Consider the following 17,771-nt stretch of genomic DNA (forward strand, 5'->3'; position numbering starts at 1 on the left):
GTTTTGAAAGTTTAAAGGCTTCGCCACAACTAACTTTCACCAAGATTAAAGTATTAGATAATAACATTCGCATTGGAGCGTATCGTCAAGGAAGGAGGGGCGCTTATGTTCACGGGGATCGTTGAAGAAATCGGCCGTGTAGAAAGCATTAAAAAAGGCCCTAAATCCTTAGCCATTACAATACGGGGGGATAAGATTTTTAGCGATTTAAAAATCGGTGACTCTGTTGCTGTTAACGGTGTGTGTTTGACGGCGACTACCATTGGTAATGGCGTATTTACAGCCGATGTAATGCCTGAGTCAATCAAGATGACTACTTTCACTAATTTGAAAGTTCATCAACCTGTCAATTTAGAACGGGCTATGCTTGCTAATGGCAGATTTGGTGGTCATATTGTGGCAGGTCACGTAGATGGGACGGGCCGCATCATTAATCGGGAACAAACGGATAATGCCATTATCTTTACTATCGAGGCTCCAAAATCCGTTATGGATTATGTTATCTATAAGGGCTCCATTACCATCGATGGAATTAGCCTCACAATTATGCGACGAACGGACAGCAGTTTTTCCGTATCTATTATTCCTCATACGTTGAGCGAAACTATTTTAGGCTCTGCCCATATTGGTACAGAGGTTAATTTAGAAACGGATATCGCTGGTCGATATATTCGTCATTTTATGAATCTGGGTAGTGAACCTACCGAAGAAAAACCTAAGAAATCTATGCAATCCCTCTTAGTAGAGAATGGATTTATATAAAAGTAAGGAGCGTTCCTATGAGCGAACAATTACATTCAATTGAAGAGGTCTTAGAAGACCTTAAAGCTGGTAAACCTGTTATTATCGTTGATGATGAAAGCCGTGAAAATGAAGGCGATCTTATCATCGCTGCAGAGTTTGCTACACAAGAAAATATTAACTTTATGGTTAAATATGCGCGTGGTATCGTATGTACACCTATGCGTCGTGAAGCCTTAGAAAAGCTTGGCATTCCTGCAATGGTTGCCAAAAATACAGATAATCATGAAACAGCTTTCACCGTTACTGTTGACCATGTAGATACTACAACAGGCGTATCTCCAGCAGAACGTGCTTATACAATTCAAAAATTATTAGATCCTAATGCTAAACCAGAAGACTTCCGTCGTCCAGGTCACGTATTCCCTCTAGTATATAAAGAGGGTGGCGTTTTAGTACGCCAAGGCCATACAGAAGCATCTATCGACCTTTGTCGCTTAGCAGGCTTACAAGAGGCAGCTGTTATTTGTGAAATCACAAAAGACGATGGCGATATGGCTCGTTTGCCAGATCTATTACAATTTGCTAAAGAATATAATCTTAAAATTGCATCTGTAGCAGAACTTATCGAGTATCGTAAACAACATGAAGACATGGTAGAACTCGGTGCTTGTTCTAAACTACCTACTAAATTTGGTGACTTTAATATTTTTGTATTTAAAAATGATTTAGATCATAAAGAACATTTAGCTATCGTTAAAGGTGATGTACAAAACTGTGACGATGTTCTTGTACGTATTCACTCTGAATGTTTAACAGGCGATGTATTTGGTTCTAAACGTTGCGATTGTGGTGAGCAATTAGATCATGCGTTACGTGCCATCGAAAAAGAAGGCAAAGGCGTTGTAGTCTATATGCGTCAAGAAGGCCGTGGTATCGGTTTAACAAATAAAATTAAAGCCTATGCTTTACAAGAGCAAGGTTTAGATACTGTAGAGGCTAATGAACAATTAGGATTCCCTGCAGATATGCGGGAATATTCCTTGGCTGCTCAAATCATCCGTTTCTTAGGGATTAAGAGCATTCGCTTGTTAACGAATAATCCTGAAAAACGCCATGGCTTAGAACATTGGGGTATCGATGTAACTAGTCGTGTACCGCTCATCATTGCGGCAAACAAATTCAACGCAGGTTACTTGAAAACAAAAGAAGAAAAAATGGGTCATATGTTAGATGACTAATAGTCATCTGTTAGCGTATTACTCAATCGTTACATATACAATTCCTAAATGGAATATAGGAGGTCATTATCATGATGGTTCAAGAAGGTAATTTACTAGGTAGCGGTAAAAAATTTGCTATTATTGGTTCTCGTTTTAATGAGTTCATTACGTCCAAATTAATTGGTGGTGCTGAAGATTGCTTATTGCGTCACGATGTAAAAGAAGAGGATATCACTGTTATCTGGGTACCAGGTGCTTATGAAATTCCATTGATTGCTAAAAAAGCTGCTTCATCTGGTCGCTTCGATGCGGTTATTTGCGTTGGTGCTGTTATTCGTGGTGCTACAACTCATTATGACTATGTATGTAATGAAGTAGCTAAAGGTATTGCTCATGTTTCCTTGGAAACTGGTGTTCCTGTTATGTTCGGTGTAGTAACTACTGAAAACATTGAACAAGCTATCGAACGTGCTGGTACTAAAGCTGGCAATAAAGGTTACGACTGTGCTATGGGCGCTATTGAAATGGTTAACCTTATCGATCAATTCTAATAATTATATTGTAAACACTCAGTGTCTTATGATGCTGAGTGTTTTTATATTATCGAAAATATGTTCCTTTATCTTGAAAATAGGCTAGACGAACATATATTCTCTATTATTGAAAAGTAAATCTATGACATGATATACTATATAAGCACTTATAAGTGCGTTTTAAACTTTAATTAATAATAAGGAATGATAGAATGGATTATATAAAACGTTTTACGACCCGCGAAGGGGTTCGTATGTCTTTAGCAGTAACAACAGATACTGTTGAAACAGCTCGCGTACGTCACGATTTGTGGCCTGTTGCAACGGCTGCTTTAGGTCGCGCTATGACGGGGGCTATTTTATTAGCTGGTGATTTTAAAAATCATGAAAATGTAAGTTTGCGTATTAAAGGTGATGGCCCTCTAGGCGTAGTTCATGTAGATGCTTTTGCAGATAATACGGTTCGTGGCTATGTGGATGAGCCCCATGTAGATGTACCTTTAAAACGAGCTGGTAAGCTTGATGTAGGTGCTGCTGTTGGACATAATGGTGAAGTGCAAGTTACTCGTTTTACTCAACTAGCACAAGATTATACTTCTACAAGTCCAATTCAAAGTGGTGAAGTAGCAGAGGATTTGGCTTACTATTTATATGCTTCTGAACAAGTACCTTCTACTATTAGCTTAGGTGTATTGGTAGACCCAGATTATCATACAGTTGTAGCTGGTGGCTTTATCGTACAAGCTTTACCAGATGCTACAGACGAAGCATTAGCACAAGTAGAAAAGAATATTAACGAACTTGGTCCTATTACAGAATATTTAAAAGCTCATCCAGATGGTAAGGGCCTTATGGAAAGCGTTCTTGATGGCTTGACTGTGAATGAAGTATATAATGAACCAATTCACTTCCAATGTCGTTGTGGACGGGATCGCTTTGGTGCCGTACTTATGACATTAAGAGAAGAAGATAAACAGGCTATTTTGGAAGATGAAGTAACAGAACTTGTATGCCATTACTGTAATGAAAAGTATCATTTTAGTCGTGAAGAACTACAAGATATGTTCGAACCAAAAGGTCCTTTACAATAATTACTATTAAGAATTAAATAACCTTTATAAAAATTACAGGCTATATGGTTTTTCCTATAGCCTGTTTTTGTATTCTATGAGAAAATAAAAGATAAGAGTTATTAATAATAGGAGGTCACAATGAGTGCAATTGGCATAATTGGTGGTACTGGTGTTTATGATCCGTCCATCTTTGAAAATATTCATGAAGAATCCTTAATGACACCATATGGTGAAATAGATTATGTACAAGGTACATACCACGGGAAAACTGTAATCTTTGTAGCTCGTCACGGCAAAGATCATACAATTCCTCCACACAAAATTAACTATCGTGCTAATATTTGGGGTCTCAAAAAATTAGGCGTTACATTTATTATCTCTACGACTGCTGTAGGTTCCTTGAATGAAAACTTCAAGCCTGGTCATTTCGTGTTGACTGACCAATTCTTAGATTTTACTAAGAACCGCATCACTACATTCTATGAAGGTGGTGACCGACCTGTAGCACATCTAGACGTAACAAATCCATATTGTCCAGAACTACGTGATATTCTTCAAAAGGTTGGTACTGAACAAGGTTTGTCTGTTCACAATGGCGGTACTTATGTATGTACAGAAGGTCCACGCTTTGAAACACCAGCGGAAATTAAAATGTTCCATATGCTCGGTGGTGATACAGTAGGCATGACAAATGTACCAGAAGTAAATTTAGCTAATGAAGCTGAAATGGCATATGCTACGATTTCTATGATTACCAACTATGCAGCAGGTATTTCTGAATCTGCTCTAACACATAGTGAAGTTGTAGAAATGATGGGCGATATGGCAGCTCAACTTAAATCACTTATTTTAGGTGCTATTGATGCAATTGATGTAGATGCTCGTTATGATGCGCATAATCGCATGCACGAATATGGTGGCTTTAAACTATAATCCATTTATAACGAAGCACAATAGTTCATCGAAGGAGAAGGTATGATTAATATTGAATGGCGTAAAGATACGCTGGTGCTATTAGATCAAACTAAATTACCTACTGAAATTACTTATGTTCACTGCACGGATTGGCGTCAAGTGGCTGAGGCTATTAAAATGCTTCGAGTTCGTGGGGCACCTGCTATTGGTGTAGCTGCTAGTTATGGTCTAATTTTAGCTGCTATGGAAGCAAGCCGTTTAGAGGCTCCATTTAGTGAACAACTTACAAGCTTATATGAATTTAGCGAGACTTTAAAAGAAACTCGGCCTACTGCAATCAACTTGGCTTGGGCTATAGATCGGGTGATTTCTTTAGTAAAAGGTCAAGTTGAAAGCATGTTCTCAATGAGTGATGTGGTAGACCTAATTACGAAGGAAGCTATTATTATTCATGAAGAAGACGTATCTTTGAATCGTCGTATGGCAGAAGCAGGAGCAACTTTATTTGAAGGTCAAAAGAATATTCGTATTTTGACCCATTGTAATGCTGGTGCATTAGCTACAGGTGGTTTAGGTACAGCACTTGGTGTTGTCCGTAAGCTTCATGAAAATGGTCAATTGGAAGGGGTTTATGCTGATGAAACACGACCATTATTGCAAGGTGCTAGACTTACCGCATTTGAGCTACATGAGGATGGCATTCCTGTAACTTTAGAAACCGACAATATGGCGGCCTATGCGATGCAACATGGCCTCATTGATGCAGTTATCGTAGGCGCAGACCGCATCACTACTAAAGGTGATGTAGCAAATAAAATTGGTACTTATGGTGTGGCTGTGTTAGCTAAATTCCATAACATTCCATTCTATGTGGCGGCACCGTATAGTACATTTGACTTTACCTTAGAAAATGGTAGCGATATTCCTATTGAGATGCGCGATGAGTATGAAGTGACATCGTTACATGGTGTTCAAATAGCACCTAATGGCATTGATGTTCTTAATCCAGCCTTCGATGTGACACCACATGAGCTAGTGACTGCCATCATTACAGAAGAAGGTGTTTTAAAACCAAACTATGAAGAGTCTATTGATAAGCTGCGTCAAATTGTAGAATCTAAATAACAAATAAATCCAAGTGGGTTTACTATCAAATCTTTATTTTAACTATATCAACTCATATTAGTAAAAGGAGTTATTATGCAATCTTTAATTAAAGATATTAATTTAGCTGCAGAAGGCCGTAAAAAAATTGATTGGGTTTCTAACTTTATGCCTACTTTAAATACATTAGGTGATCGTTTTGAAGCTGAACAAACTTTCAAAGGCCAAACTATTGTTGTTAGTGTTCACTTAGAAGCAAAAACAGCTTATCTTGCCACTGTTTTGAAACGTGGTGGTGCTGATGTTATCGTAACTGGTTCTAATCCATTGTCTACACAAGACGATGTTGCCGCTGGCCTTGTAGATATGGGTATCACTGTATATGCTTGGTATGATTGCACAGATGAAGAATATTTTGATTTCCTTCATAAAGCATTGGATCATAAACCGCATATCATCATTGATGATGGTGGTGACCTAGTAAACTTGTTACATACTACACGTCAAGACGCTAAAGAACGTCTTATCGGTGGTAGCGAAGAAACTACGACAGGCGTACATCGTTTATATGCATTAGAGAATGCTAAACAATTAACATTCCCTATGATTGCCGTAAATGACTCTTACTGTAAATATCTTTTCGATAATCGTTATGGTACTGGTCAATCCGTTTGGGATGGCATCATGCGTACTACTAACTTGACTGTAACAGGTAAAAATGTTGTCGTTGCTGGTTACGGCTGGTGCGGTAAAGGCGTTGCTATGCGTGCAAAAGGCCTTGGTGCTCATGTATATGTAACTGAAGTAGATCCAATTAAAGCCGTTGAGGCTGTATTTGATGGCTTCAAAGTGTTACCTATGATTGAAGCTGCTAAAGTGGGCGATATCTTCTGTACTGTAACAGGCTGTAAAGATGTTATTGTAAAAGAACATTACGAAGTGATGAAAGATAAAGCCATCATGTGTAATGCGGGGCACTTCGACTGCGAAGTAAACGTAGCTGAACTAGCTGATCTTGCTGTAAGCCATGAGCGTGTTCGTCAAAATATCGAAGGCTATACTATGGCTGATGGTCGTAAACTATATGTATTGGCTGAAGGTCGCTTAGTTAACCTTGCAGCTGGTGATGGTCACCCTGCAGAAATCATGGACTTGTCCTTTGCTATGCAAGCTCTTGCTGCAGAGCATATCTTGAAAAACGGCAAAGAAATGGAGCCAAAAGTATATGTATTGCCTCATGAATTAGATGTGGAAATCGCTAAACTTAAATTGAACTCCATGGGCTATGATTTAGACTCTTTAACACAAGAACAAATCGATTACTTAACAAAAGTAAACTAATATTGAATAGAAATGTAATAGTAAATGATAGGCTTAGGTGTATTATTACTACTATAAACTTTCAGAATTAATAACTATAACCGAGCTATAATGGCTCGGTTATACCTATGAGGGAAGACTATGTCTGATTTATTGATTACTCATGTAGACGTTCTCACCGATGAGGGCGTTCTTAAAAACCATGCCATTGAAATTGAAAATGGCTATATTACAGCTATTTTAAATGACAGTGAAGCTATTAAGGCAAAAGATACTACTAAGGAAGTGCTAGATGGTAAAGGCCAATTAGCAGCACCAGGTCTTGTAAATACGCACACTCATATTGCGATGGGCCTATTTAGAAACTATGCAGATGATCTTGAGCTTATGGAATGGCTAGAAACGGCTATTTGGCCAACTGAGGCAAAGCTTAACGATGAATATGTACGGTATGGCACACAACTTGGCATCGCTGAAATGTTGCGCTCTGGTACAACAACCTTTAGCGACATGTATTTCTTTATGAATACTACCGCTGAGGTAGTAAAAGAAACGGGCATTCGTTCTGTATTATCTCGTGGCTTAGCAGGTGTTTCTCCAACAGCAGATCAAGCATTAGTTGAGAATGCTGATTTATTCCGCACTTGGAATGGCTTTGATAATGACCGCATCAAGGTATTATTAGGACCACATGCGCCATATACTTGTCCAGATGCTTATATGGAGAAGGTTATCTCCTTATCTCATGAATTAAATTGTGGCATTCACATGCACTTGTCTGAAACAAAAGGGGAAGTAGAGAATGTTATTAAAGCTACTGGCAAGACTCCAATAGCTCATATGCATGACTTAGGCCTATTCTGGAATACTACATTAGCTGCACATTGTGTTCATGTGACAGACGAAGACATGGCTATTATGGCAGAGAATAATGTAGCTGTTGCCCATAATCCACAATCCAATTTAAAATTAGCAAGTGGTATTGCACCAGTACCTGAAATGATTGCTAAAGGTATTACAGTTGGTCTTGGTACAGACGGTTCTGCTTCTAATAATAATGCGGACATGCTTGAAGAAGTACGCCTTGCTGCTACCTTACATAAAGCGCGTCTCTATGATCCAAAAGCAATTCCGGCGCAAGCTGCATGGAATATGGGTACTGTAGAAGGTGCAAAGGCCTTAGGATATAAAGATCTTGGTGTTTTAGCTGAAGGGTATCGGGCAGATATCGTATTGTATGATGTATCTGGCATGCACTGGATGCCTCGTTATAACGATTTAGCTGCTCTTGTATACTCTGCTAATAGCTCTGATGCTAACACTACAATTGTAGGCGGCAAAGTTCTTATGAAAGATAAAGAATTGCTTACTATTGATGAAGAAAAACTTCACTCAGAAATTACAAAAGCTCAAGAATATTTTAAAAACTAATATGTAGTAACAACTATATTCATTGCTATTAACGTATATACGTTAGTAATTTTATTAGCATATAAAGAAAACCCACTCATGATATTTCATAGAGTGGGTTTTGTATTATGTAATATTAGTTTTACTGACCTATTAGCTGTTATTAAATATCTATTTTATTGCTTTTACCAAAAACATCGGTACAGGAATATAGAATTCATCTTCTTCACTATAAATACGAGGTCCTACTGTAGGATCAATCGATACAGAGCTAGCACCCATTTTAGTAAGTAGTTCCTTATCCCATTGTGGACGTGTATAGGATGAAATTTCTAGCATATGGTAGATTGTGTGGCAACGTTCTTTTAATTCATTGCTAACATGTTCATGGGCATGATGTACAGATTGTGGTAAATCATGATGATTGCGGGCGTGTTCTGCGTCATAATTAAGAATTAAACCACCAGGACGGATAACACGTAACCATTCAGCATAGGCTTTATCTGGGTGTGGTAAATTCCATGTCACATTGCGAGCCACAACGATATCAAAGGTATTAGTATCAAAGCTTAGGTTTTCTGCATCCATAACGGAGAAGGTAGCATCAGATTGTAAAGACTCAGCAAGTTGGTTAGCCTCATCAATCATATTAGGCGTAATATCGATACCATGTACTGTATGGCCCAACTCAGAGAGTATAATGCTGAAAAAACCTGCGCCACAGCCAATATCTAAAATTCGCAAAGAACGGTCAGAATCAAAAATATGGCTCATTAATTCATCGCGCCAAAGTTTAAGTTTAGGGCTTTCCAATTCTTTAGCTCGTAAAGAACTGAAATCACGAGCTCGATCGCTCCAATAAGAGGTAATAAACTCTTTGTCATCCTTCATAGGATGATTTTTTTCAAATATATCGTTCATCTTTTTTGTTCTCCTCATTTTTAATACACTTAATAGTACCATAAATTGAGAATGTACCATACTATAAATATCACACTTGCTACATAAATTATTAATATTGAATATGATATAATACATCTATATTTTTGTTTTATGAAAGGGCAGGACAATGATTTTACAGACGGGACAGCGTACGGATATTCCTGCTTTTTATGGACAATGGTTGATTAATCGTGTTCATCAAGGATTTGTAGATGTTCGCAATCCCTATAATCCAATGCAGATAACACGGTATCCCATTAATCATGATGTGGTAGATGGTATTGCATTTTGTACAAAGAATCCTTTACCATTTATTCCGCTCTTACATGAAATAAATGATTATCGACAATTTTGGCACATGACCATAACCCCTTATGGTCCAGATATTGAGCCTTATGTACCAAAAGCAGATTCTGTGATAGACGGATTTAAACAAATATCAACGAGACTTAATCCCCAATCCATGGTATGGCGTTATGATCCTATTATTTTAACCCATAACTATACAATATATTTCCATTTTGAAAGCTTTTATAACATGGCTAAGGCGATAGAAGGATATACGGATACGGTAGTTGTAAGTTTCTTAGATATTTTTGATAAGGTAGCTCAGAACTTTCCTGAAGGTTTTAGACCAAGTGTCGATGTACAACATAACATTATTAAGGAGTTAATTTCTATTGCTCACTCCTACAATATGGACCTTAAAACCTGCGGAGAAGGGGACGCATTTAAAGAACTAGGGGCTAATACGGAAGGTTGTTTAACCTTAGATTGTTATGAACGGGCTTGGAATGTTACGTTAAAAGCACCTAAACGGGCACCAGCAAGACCGGAATGTAATTGTTATTTACATGGTGATATAGGTACCTATGATAGTTGTAGTCATTTCTGTCGCTATTGTTATGCTAATACAAATCAGGCTGTAGTCCGGCACAATCGTTTGCTACATGATCCAAATTCTAGTTTACTAATTGGCCAGCTTTCAAAAACAGCAATTATTAAAGAAAGCATGGAAAAAAGCTGGATTATTGATACAAATTACAGGCAAGAAACTCTATTTTAGATGGAATTACGACGCTGTATAACGTTTATGTCGTTGACGTATCGTGTAAAATAGATAACAAAGGGGGTTGTCAAAGGGACACCTCAGGAATATAAGAGAGTGAATAGACTTATTAATTGTTTAGTTGTTTTATTATCACAAGGAGGTGTCGTATGATAACCTACAAAAGTGATACTAAAGATTCATCCTTAGTATCACGTGAAGATTCTATGCCAGTCCTTGCCATGTGCTATGATTTTGATAAGACCTTAACACCAGACGATATGCAGGCACAAGGTTTTATTCAATCTGTTGGCTATGATGAGGAACAAATCAAGCAGTTCTGGCAAGAATCTAATCAATTGGCTAAGAAAAATGATATGGATAATAACTTGGCCTATATGTACAAGATGATTCAAGAAGCAGTAGGTCGCTTTTATGTAACTAAAGAAAAGCTCATGGAATATGGGAATCAAGTAGAGTTGTATGACGGTGTTCGTACTTGGTTTGAGCGTATTAGAGAGTATGGATTAGAACATGGGGTACGCATTGAGCATTATATTATCTCTTCTGGATTAAAAGAGATGATAGAAGGTACTGAAATGGCGAAAGAGGGAGCTTTTACTAAAATCTATGCCAGTGCATTTATGTTCGATGATAAGGGCGTAGCTGTGTGGCCTGCGCAAGCAATTAACTATACGAATAAAACTCAGTTTTTGTTCCGTATTCAAAAAGGAATTCTAGATATTAATGATACAGGCGTTAACGATTATATTAAGCCTGAGGACCAACGTGTTCCATTCCGCAATATGATTTATATTGGGGATAGTGATACAGATATTCCTTGCATGAGCCTTGTTAACGCAAATGGAGGCCATTCTATAGGTGTGTATGATCCTATTAAAAAGGATAAAGATAAGGTATATAAGATGATGCGTCATCACCGTATACGCTACTATGCACCTGCAGACTATACAAATAGTTCCCAGTTGGATACATTAGTTAAACAAATTATACGCAAAACAGCAGCATATGAAGTGTTAGAGGGCGAGTATATACATTGTAAACACGAAGCAGAGGAGTAATATGGAACAATCTAAATTGACAAGTGAATGGATTCAAACGTTTAACCGTTTAGGTTCTGAAGGCAAATTAAAACCTACCGTACCATATCATGATTTATTTAACCGTAAAGAGCTAAAAGGATTCCCCTTATATACATTACCTATGTGGACTGTAACATTCCCAACAGGCCATATTACGTGCTGTGATCCTTTGGTAACATTACCTAATAAACCAGATACGTATATTAGAACGGTAGAACCAGGTACGTATTTGTTAGAAACAAAAATTATTGAAATGGAACCAAATGAGTATCGCTATGTGGCGAGCCGTGTTGTTTTTAGTGGCAATGAGCCTGTGAACTATGAATTGGCTTTAAAAGGTACGGAAGACTTAACAGATCTTGATGATGGTGAAAGCTACATCGGATTCCCTGTAGATTCTGGACTTGCTACTGTAGTTGATGCAGAAACTATCGAAACTTATAGAAGGTTCTATGATCAATGGCATACAAACTATCCTGACAAGAATATCTATGATGATTACTACAGTGATTTGTTCCAGTTAAATGCATTGGCATATCCACAATTCCAACGGTCTAAAGGGGATTGGATTAACTTTACAATTCCTGAAACTGAATTAACAGTACCTATGATTCAATCCGGCTTTGGAGATGGTTTATATCCTGTATACTGGGCTTTTGATAAAGATGGTCAAATCTGCCAACTGATTATAGAATATATTGATTGCAGCGAAGCATATCAATAATATGATCTAGTGTAGTATGTAAAGATATAAACCTAAGAAATTTAATATATACAAAAAAGACGCTTAGCATACTAAGCGTCTTTTATATATTATATTTAATTGTAAGGTCTAAACTCCAAAAATCCAGTTAACGAATACACGAAGGATACTAAGACCTACAATAATTTCAGCTAAGAATCTTAAGGAACCTTCCATACCATTACCTAAATGTTTTAAACTGCCAATTTTGGCTTTACTTACGATGTCACACCAGCACATATAATACCTCCGTGAGAGTTAATATGAGTAAATTACATAACTTATATGCTTATTTTACAACCTTATATCAGAAATTTCAATATGTATTTAAAATTAAATAATAATAATTCTACACATACATCTATAATAATAAAATTATAGTTATCATAAACCTACATAAAATAAGGAATCATAAGCATCTAGTTAGTTTGGTATATATTAAGGTTATGTAAGACTTATATAAATATATATAGCTAAATGATGTTATATAAAAAGATAGTTGTATTAGATACTAAACATTATTTAAGAGCTTATATGTATATACACCTTAGGTTAATGATTAATAAGCTTAGAAAACATAATTTAAATATTTACATATATTAAGTTTTATATAGTGAGATTAACTAGGTTACATAAATTAAATTAGAATTATAAGGTTAGATAAATTGAGTTAAATATTGTGTAATAGACTGGATTACATAATATGAAACGATAGGATCTGTTGATTGAGTAATTTAAAGGCTTATATGGGTTGAAATGTATTTAAACTAGCTTATAGATATATAGGTAGTTTTTTATTTGTTTTTAAATTACTTCCGATAACGATATATTATCGGAAGTAATTATATAAAGAAAATTGGGCCTATATGGCCCAATCCCTTATGTTATATAGTTTTTTAGCTATTTAAGCTTATTTGCGTTTAAATGTGTATGGTTCGTATTCTACATCATTATGACGGTTAGTCCACCAGTTCCAACCGATTCTTGCAAGCTTCCATTCAATGAAGCCTACGATAATACCCAACACTAAGCCTGTTAATACATCTGTTGGATAATGTACAAATAGATATACTCTAGAAAATGCTACTACTAATGACCCAAGTAATGCTATAATTCCCAAATATCGCTTCTGAGGCGCTATTTGACTCAAGCCTAGGTAAATGGTCATGGCTGATGCAAATGAACCAAAACTATGGCCTGACGGGAATGAATAACTATTTGCTTTTGGTAATGCAGACTCTAATGGTACTGTTACATTAGGAAAATCTACAAATGGTCTTAATCTAGCTACATGTGGTTTTAGACCTTGGTCACCGATGATTAATACAAATCCTAATGCAATTATTATAGCTACGCCTAATACACGATATTTTTTCTGTAACATCAATAATAAGGCAATGACAATCCATAAGGCACCGCTGCCAGTAATTTTTGAAATAAATGCCATAATTGGTGTTAAAAAACTATATACAAGATGGTCATGTACATAGAAGATCAAGGAGTGATCAAATTGTAAGATTGTGTCCATAGTTTCCTCTTCTACTTTTCTAAATGATAATTATTGAGAATAGTTGAGGGTAGATTATATCCTCAATATTCTTTATTGGATTTCCATATACATTGTAATATGTATATATTGGTTTCTCAATTACGTTCAAATAATAGCCTAAACTATTTATACATCATGGTCAATAGTTTAGGCTATATTTAATAAAATCTTTAATTATGGTTTCTTTTTATCTGATTTTTTAGTTGAACCTTCAGGTGGCATTGTTATGATCGTATCTACTGGGTCATATACAGATTCAAAGGAATCAGTTTGGGTTACCCAGTTACCATATGTTATGGTTCTATACGTATTCATTGTTAGGCCTACATGCCCTTCTTGTACTTCTTTTTCTTTTAAAGACGGATCTACGCGTGTAATTGTCTTATTTGGTATTTCACTACGATCACCAACTGAAATAGATACATTTTTAGGCTTGTCTTGAGCAGTACCTATAATATAGATGGTTAGTGTACCATGATTCATCACGCTGAGGATATAAATGGATTGCTGGTATGGATTTCTAAACTTAAAGTCTAAATAGCCCCATGCTACTGTAGCATCACGACCAGCTTGAATATATCCAACAGGTTCAAAGTGAGGTGTACGTTCTACAATATTCATGCCAGATAATAAGGCTGTATTAAAGATGGTAGAACTAACTTGGCAAATGCCACCACCAATACCTGGAACTAATTTGCCATCAATCATTACCGGTGCATCATCATAGCCAGCCTCAGCAGTACGCTCGCCTACAACATCGTTAAAGGAGAATACTGCACCAGGCTTAATCAACGTACCATTGATTTTATCAGATGCGAGTTGAATGTTATGTGTTCTGCTTTCATTATTTGGATCAAAATCTGTACTAAAGGATGCTAGAACTGTATTTAATGGTTTTAAATCAGAATCAGTAACCTTAATAGTATTTTTTGTGGTAAATACCATAGATAGAGATGTAATGCTCTCTCCAGATTGTAATTGATCCTTAAGGTTTTGTAAGGTTGCATCAATATCAATGCGTTTACCTTCTTTAGCAGGATGGAATACAACTTGACCATTCTCAATAGTTAGATATGCATCATGTCCTGGTGTATCAATTGATTTAGCCAGCTCTGTAAGGTAAGTTTTACTTTTTACCTCATCTAGCTTATATTGTGTTTGAAAATGTTGGCCATAATATAAGGCATTAAATCTATGTGAAAGTAATGTCCACCAATCATCTTCATACCCATATGTAGAAATAGCTTTTACTACAGCCTCTGTATCTACTTGAATACCTAAATCATGATACGTAGCCTGTTGTTTTTTATTATTCCCCATATCAATGGATATAGTCTGTTGTGGTATTTTACTATTTAACTCTTGTATTTGAGCTTGTAATTCACTCTTTGGTGTATTAGATAAATCAGTATCATTGTAAAATACGCCATACGATATATTTTCTGTTGGGATGTATGAGCAGCCGCTCGTACTCAGCAGGACAAGCATAGTCCCTAATATTATATATTTTTTACTCATTGTATTATAAACTCTCCCAAATTAGTCATTATATTCTCTAATTATAGCATATAAGTACCTATTCTATGGTACAATTATATTGATATTTTTAGGGGTAAGGGTGAATTATGTCAGAGTCTAAGGAACAACAAAAACATTTCTATTTGCGCAATAATGATGCGCTTATGAATAGTACCAAGTTGTCTATGAAAGCCAAACAAAGTATATTGCTGTCTAAGGCTGAAAATACTGTGGATGCTTACGAATCGGATTGGGACGATTTCGTAGATTGGTGTACCTATCAAAAGGTATCTTATTTTCCGGCTACACCAGAAACCATAGTAAACTATATTAATGATCTTGCAGATTATGCTAAGGCAAATACGATTTCTCGTCGTATTAGCGCTATATCAGAGAACTATAATGCGTCTGGCCATCGGGATAATCCATGTATGGCACCTATCGTAAAACAAGCGTTACGTGGTATTAGACGTTTAAAAGGTACATTCCAACAAGGTAAGACACCAGTTCTATTAGAGGATATTGAAGATATTTTAGATTGTATGACCAAGCTAGATGTACCTGAATTACAACTATTACGTGATAAAGCTATTCTTTTAATCGGATTTATGGGTGCTTTTCGTCGTAGCGAAATTGCGTCTATTACAGTAGAACATCTTCAATTCTCTCCGCAAGGTGTTGAGATCTTTATACCATCATCTAAAGCCGACCAAGAAGGTCAAGGTGCTGTAGTAGCGATTCCGCATCTATCTGGTTCTCCTCTAGACGCAGTTCGTGCCTTACAGCAATGGTTACGTGCATCTGGTATAACAGAAGGTCCTGTATTTAGAGGTTTTACTAAAAATATGTCGTTACGTAAAACAGCTATATCAGATAAGATGATTGCCGAAATCGTAAAGAAATATATTTCTCTTATCGGTCTTGATCCTGCCATGTATGGAGCCCATAGCTTGCGTCATGGCTTTGCAACGACTGCCGCAGCCTATGGTGTGGAAGAACGTAATATTATGAGACAAACACGCCACCATAGCGTAAATATGGTTCGTCGTTATATTAATGAAGCGAATAAGTTTGTAGACAACCCTATTTCAACAATCTTTGAAAAGCGATTTAGATAACAACTATAAATTAGTTGATTTAGATAATAACTATAAATCGGTTAATACCACATATTAAACAACAAAAAGCAGCTATCTCTATTGAGTAGCTGCTTTTTCGTGTGGGTTACACCCATATATATTTAGTTTTGAGCCACATAGTCCAAAGCTCTAACTGGACTATCAGTTTTATGTGCTGGTACCTTTAAAACTGTACCAGGTACAAGTGTACCAGAATCACTGATGTTGTTAAGTTCTTTCATGGCATATACCATTTCACGAACATCCATATCTTTATGAGCTGTGCGAGCTGCAATATCCCACATTGTATCGCCTGCTTGTACCTTTACTTCGCGTACTGCATGTGTATTTACATCTGTTACAGGGTTTGTCATATTATAACCAAATAATACTGTTAAGCACATTCCTAGCATCATTAATATATTTTTCATCTCATACCTCACATTTACATCGAACATAATATCTGAGAACATTTGTTTGTTTACATGCATATGATAGCACACGAACGAATGTTCGGTCAAGAGTTTTAGAACAAATGTTTGCAAAAACTTTTAAAATTGCCTATAATAAGTATGTAAGTTACTAATTATCTTACTTTTTTATTATATAGTACGACATGTGTTATTTTTTACGCATATAAATATTGACATTAGATTGAGATTATATTGACTTTGGAGGTTCATCGTGAGACGCCCTGCTACAGATATTAATACTAAACAGCGCCGTATATTAGATTTTATTAAAGATTCACTACATAATGAATATCGTTGTCCTACTGTTCGTGAAATCTGTACACATGTAGGGCTTAGTTCTACATCTACTGTACAATCTCATTTGAATGCTCTAGAAAAGTTTGGTTATATTAAACGAGATCCTAATAAAAACCGTGCTATTACTGTATTAGAGGATACAAAACCTTCTATTTCTGTAGATGGTAATGAAACTTCTAGTTCTGATAACTTTGAATTTTTAGGTGCTGGTCTAAAACAAGTTCCTCTCATTGGTACTGTTCAAGCTGGTATGCCTATTACTGCAGTTGAAAATTTAGAGTCTACTCTTACATTGCCTGTTCAATTGACTGGGGATTCTGATTGCTTTTTACTTCGCGTTCAAGGCGAATCTATGATGAACATTGGTATGTATGAAGGTGATATGCTAATTGTACGTCATCAAAATACCGCTAATAATGGTGATGTTGTAGTAGCTCGTATCGATGATGAAGCTACGGTAAAACGTTTTTATAAAGAAAATGGTCATATTCGTTTACAGCCTGAAAATGATAATTTTGATCCTATTATTGTTGATGATTGTCATATTGAAGGCCTTGTAATCGGTCTTGTACGCGATAGAATTTAATAAAAAACGGCTACATATCAATGATATGTACCCCCTTTACTGGACAACCAGTAAAGGGGGTATTTTCATGAGATAT

The 17,771-nt window shown here is 36.3% G+C and carries 18 protein-coding genes; 13 read left to right on the plus strand and 5 right to left on the minus strand.

The features are described from left to right. The first annotated feature begins 105 nt into the window (after nucleotides 1-105). From QZR70_RS05345 to QZR70_RS05380, 8 genes are all read left to right on the plus strand, one after another. Nucleotides 106-762: a riboflavin synthase gene (locus QZR70_RS05345; protein WP_295793594.1), complete on the plus strand. Its 657-nt coding sequence runs from the start codon at nucleotides 106-108 to the stop codon at nucleotides 760-762. 17 nt (nucleotides 763-779) lie between these two features. Next, complete coding sequence (locus QZR70_RS05350) at nucleotides 780-1,982, plus strand: bifunctional 3,4-dihydroxy-2-butanone-4-phosphate synthase/GTP cyclohydrolase II (protein WP_295793597.1); 1,203 nt, start codon at nucleotides 780-782, stop codon at nucleotides 1,980-1,982. A 71-nt stretch (nucleotides 1,983-2,053) separates the two neighbouring features. Then, entirely contained in the window at nucleotides 2,054-2,515 is a 462-nt protein-coding gene (ribE, locus tag QZR70_RS05355; RefSeq protein WP_295793599.1) for a 6,7-dimethyl-8-ribityllumazine synthase, read from the plus strand. Between the two features lie 194 nt (nucleotides 2,516-2,709). Continuing rightward, a complete protein-coding gene (gene hslO, locus QZR70_RS05360; RefSeq protein ID WP_155086988.1) occupies nucleotides 2,710-3,588 on the plus strand; it encodes an Hsp33 family molecular chaperone HslO in 879 nt (292 codons plus the stop codon). 120 nt (nucleotides 3,589-3,708) lie between these two features. Beyond that, nucleotides 3,709-4,503 (plus strand): S-methyl-5'-thioadenosine phosphorylase, encoded by a 795-nt coding sequence (mtnP, locus tag QZR70_RS05365; protein ID WP_295793601.1) that lies wholly within the window; start codon nucleotides 3,709-3,711, stop codon nucleotides 4,501-4,503. Nucleotides 4,504-4,545: 42 nt separating this feature from the next. After that, entirely contained in the window at nucleotides 4,546-5,610 is a 1,065-nt protein-coding gene (gene mtnA / locus QZR70_RS05370) for an S-methyl-5-thioribose-1-phosphate isomerase (protein ID WP_295793603.1), read from the plus strand. Nucleotides 5,611-5,685: 75 nt separating this feature from the next. Then, nucleotides 5,686-6,930, plus strand: coding sequence for an adenosylhomocysteinase (locus QZR70_RS05375; protein WP_295793604.1), 1,245 nt, complete (start codon nucleotides 5,686-5,688; stop codon nucleotides 6,928-6,930). Nucleotides 6,931-7,050: 120 nt separating this feature from the next. After that, a complete protein-coding gene (locus QZR70_RS05380) occupies nucleotides 7,051-8,340 on the plus strand; it encodes an amidohydrolase (protein WP_295793605.1) in 1,290 nt (429 codons plus the stop codon). Nucleotides 8,341-8,490: 150 nt separating this feature from the next. On the opposite strand, the gene QZR70_RS05385 is transcribed toward QZR70_RS05380, so the two are convergent. Then, nucleotides 8,491-9,240 (minus strand): class I SAM-dependent methyltransferase, encoded by a 750-nt coding sequence (locus tag QZR70_RS05385; protein WP_295793609.1) that lies wholly within the window; start codon nucleotides 9,238-9,240, stop codon nucleotides 8,491-8,493. Between the two features lie 148 nt (nucleotides 9,241-9,388). Here QZR70_RS05385 and QZR70_RS05390 point away from each other — a divergent pair, with 148 nt between their 5' ends. From QZR70_RS05390 to QZR70_RS05400, 3 genes are all read left to right on the plus strand, one after another. After that, complete coding sequence (locus QZR70_RS05390; RefSeq protein ID WP_295793612.1) at nucleotides 9,389-10,327, plus strand: DUF1848 domain-containing protein; 939 nt, start codon at nucleotides 9,389-9,391, stop codon at nucleotides 10,325-10,327. 152 nt (nucleotides 10,328-10,479) lie between these two features. Further along, entirely contained in the window at nucleotides 10,480-11,391 is a 912-nt protein-coding gene (locus QZR70_RS05395; protein ID WP_295793615.1) for an HAD family hydrolase, read from the plus strand. 1 nt (nucleotide 11,392) lies between these two features. Beyond that, nucleotides 11,393-12,136: a DUF4241 domain-containing protein gene (locus QZR70_RS05400; protein ID WP_295793617.1), complete on the plus strand. Its 744-nt coding sequence runs from the start codon at nucleotides 11,393-11,395 to the stop codon at nucleotides 12,134-12,136. A 108-nt stretch (nucleotides 12,137-12,244) separates the two neighbouring features. Here the strand turns inward: QZR70_RS05400 and QZR70_RS05405 are convergent, their stop codons facing one another. From QZR70_RS05405 to QZR70_RS05415, 3 genes are all read right to left on the minus strand, one after another. Then, nucleotides 12,245-12,394 (minus strand): hypothetical protein, encoded by a 150-nt coding sequence (locus QZR70_RS05405; protein ID WP_005386608.1) that lies wholly within the window; start codon nucleotides 12,392-12,394, stop codon nucleotides 12,245-12,247. 670 nt (nucleotides 12,395-13,064) lie between these two features. Then, nucleotides 13,065-13,682, minus strand: coding sequence for a phosphatase PAP2 family protein (locus tag QZR70_RS05410; protein ID WP_295793620.1), 618 nt, complete (start codon nucleotides 13,680-13,682; stop codon nucleotides 13,065-13,067). A gap of 195 nt (nucleotides 13,683-13,877) precedes the next feature. Then, complete coding sequence (locus QZR70_RS05415) at nucleotides 13,878-15,221, minus strand: VanW family protein (RefSeq protein ID WP_119207184.1); 1,344 nt, start codon at nucleotides 15,219-15,221, stop codon at nucleotides 13,878-13,880. 107 nt (nucleotides 15,222-15,328) lie between these two features. Here QZR70_RS05415 and QZR70_RS05420 point away from each other — a divergent pair, with 107 nt between their 5' ends. Then, a complete protein-coding gene (locus QZR70_RS05420) occupies nucleotides 15,329-16,339 on the plus strand; it encodes a site-specific integrase (protein WP_295793623.1) in 1,011 nt (336 codons plus the stop codon). A 122-nt stretch (nucleotides 16,340-16,461) separates the two neighbouring features. Here the strand turns inward: QZR70_RS05420 and QZR70_RS05425 are convergent, their stop codons facing one another. Continuing rightward, a complete protein-coding gene (locus tag QZR70_RS05425) occupies nucleotides 16,462-16,770 on the minus strand; it encodes a LysM domain-containing protein (protein WP_119207186.1) in 309 nt (102 codons plus the stop codon). 253 nt (nucleotides 16,771-17,023) lie between these two features. On the opposite strand from QZR70_RS05425, the gene lexA reads away from it, so the two are divergent. Next, nucleotides 17,024-17,695 carry a transcriptional repressor LexA gene (lexA, locus tag QZR70_RS05430; RefSeq protein ID WP_024065698.1) on the plus strand — a complete coding sequence of 224 codons (672 nt, stop codon included), beginning with the start codon at nucleotides 17,024-17,026 and terminating at the stop codon, nucleotides 17,693-17,695. Nucleotides 17,696-17,771: the final 76 nt, after the last annotated feature.

This window comes from uncultured Veillonella sp. (assembly GCF_900545205.1).
Taxonomy (GTDB): domain Bacteria; phylum Bacillota; class Negativicutes; order Veillonellales; family Veillonellaceae; genus Veillonella.